A 1,781-nucleotide genomic window follows, 5' to 3' on the forward strand; every position below is an offset into this window, starting at 1 on the left:
CGGCAGGTCACTCCTGCCGGGCGCCGTCACTTCCCGGAACGGGCGAATAGGCTGGAGCCCCCGTCCAGGTAATAGGCTGGAGGCATTCAGCCCGTTACCGACCCCCCTGGAAGGACCCCTGTGGAGCTCGCCGCCTACGCCGATCTCGCCGTTCGGCTGGTGAACACCGAGGAGCCCGAGCGCGGCACCGACTCGCTGACCTCCGTGGAGGCGGTGCGCGGTCTCTTCTCCGACTCCTCGCGGGCCCGCTCGCTCGCCGACGAGTCCGACGTGCCCCGGCTGCGGGCGGTGCGGACCCGGCTGCGCGGGGTCTTCGAGGCCGCCGCCGGCGGGGACGAGATCCGCGGCGTCGACCTACTGAACAGCCTGCTGATGGAGTACCCGGTCAGCCCGCTGATCTCCGGGCACGACTACCTGGACGACGCCGGGCGGCCGCGCTGGCACCTGCACCTGGCCGACAACTCCCCCACCGCCACCGCCCACTTCAGCGCGGTCGCCTGCATGGGCCTGGCCGTCCACCTGACCGAACTGGGCGCCGACCGGCTCGGCATCTGCCAGGCCGCGCCCTGCCGCAACGCCTACCTGGACACCTCGACCAACCGCTCCCGCCGCTACTGCTCGGACCGCTGCGCGACCCGCGCCAACGTGGCCGCCTACCGGGCCCGCAAGCGCCAGGAGGCGGAGGCGGCGGCCCGGGCCTAGCACCCCGCTAGACCTCCTCGACCCAGGCGCCGAGCCGGCGGGCCAGGCCCGGCACCCGGGCCAGCCGCGGGGTGAGCAGCAGCCGCTCCAGCCGGCGCCCCGGCGCCAGCCAGACCGGGCTCGGGCGCAGCCGCAGCAGCGCCCGGCCGAGCACCAGCTCGTCCGGGACGGCGCCGTAGCTGCGGCTGTCGCTGTCCACCGGGCGGTTGTCGGAGAGCAGCCACCAGCCCCCGGCCCGGCGCTCGGCGGCCCGCTTCACCACCAGCAGGTCCTGCTGGAAGGGGTGCCGGAAGAGCACCACCGCACCGGGCCGGATCGGCGCGCCGTAGCGGACCAGCAGCTGGTCGCCCTCGCGCAGGGTCGGGACCATCGACGGCCCCGCCACGTCGACCAGCCCGAACGGCAGCGCGCCGCCCGGGCCGCGCTCCCCCGTCCCGGCGCCCTCCGCTCGCGTGCTCCGCGCCACGACTCCTCCTCCCGCACCCGCCCGCGCCCCCAGTCTGCCGTACGGACCGTCATCCGTCCGATGTCCGGATTGCGCCGGTTCCCGGTCCGTCTTTGGCCCTAGGCCCACCGCCCGATCGCGAAACCGGGAGGGCGGAAGGGTAATCTCGGGCGCGGGAAGACGATCTAAGGAAGGACTCCCATGTTCTCTCGTCTGTTTGCACCGCGCGCCACCGCCCACGCCCACTGCGACCTGCCCTGCGGCGTCTACGACCCCGCGCAGGCCAAGCTGGAGGCCGAGTCGGTCAAGGCCACCCAGGAGAAGTACCAGGCCAACGAGGACCCGCACTTCCGCGCCCGCGCCATCATCATCAAGGAGCAGCGCGCCGAGGCCGTCAAGCACCACATCTCGGTGCTGTGGAGCGACTACTTCAAGGCCCCGCACTTCGAGAAGTACCCGCAGCTGCACCAGCTGATCAACGACACCCTGAAGGCCGCCTCGGCCGCCAAGGCGTCCACGGACCCGGCCACCGGCCAGGCCCTGCTCGACCTGATCGCCCAGGTCGACAAGATCTTCTGGGAGACCAAGCAGGCCTGAGCCTGACGCGTCGCCACCCGACCGCCCCCGTCCGCAC

3 protein-coding genes are annotated in these 1,781 nt (G+C 73.3%); 2 read left to right on the forward strand and 1 reads right to left on the reverse strand.

Going from position 1 to position 1,781, the window contains the following annotated elements:
• Positions 1-120 precede the first annotated feature (120 nt).
• Complete coding sequence (locus ACFU6K_RS38310; RefSeq protein WP_380671184.1) at positions 121-702, forward strand: CGNR zinc finger domain-containing protein; 582 nt, start codon at positions 121-123, stop codon at positions 700-702.
• 7 nt (positions 703-709) lie between these two features.
• Here the strand turns inward: ACFU6K_RS38310 and sodX are convergent, their stop codons facing one another.
• Positions 710-1,108, reverse strand: coding sequence for a nickel-type superoxide dismutase maturation protease (gene sodX / locus ACFU6K_RS38315; protein WP_380671188.1), 399 nt, complete (start codon positions 1,106-1,108; stop codon positions 710-712).
• Positions 1,109-1,348: 240 nt separating this feature from the next.
• Between sodX and sodN the strand changes: the two genes are divergently transcribed.
• A complete protein-coding gene (gene sodN / locus ACFU6K_RS38320; protein WP_380671186.1) occupies positions 1,349-1,744 on the forward strand; it encodes a superoxide dismutase, Ni in 396 nt (131 codons plus the stop codon).
• The last annotated feature ends 37 nt before the right edge of the window (positions 1,745-1,781 follow it).

It is taken from the genome of Kitasatospora sp. NPDC057512 (assembly GCF_042802135.1).
Taxonomy (GTDB): domain Bacteria; phylum Actinomycetota; class Actinomycetes; order Streptomycetales; family Streptomycetaceae; genus Kitasatospora.

Excerpts from the sequence above, each read along its gene's own strand:
- sodN (WP_380671186.1), top strand. The coding sequence starts at position 1,349 with ATGTTCTCTCGTCTGTTTGCACCGCGCGCCACCGCCCACGCCCACTGC.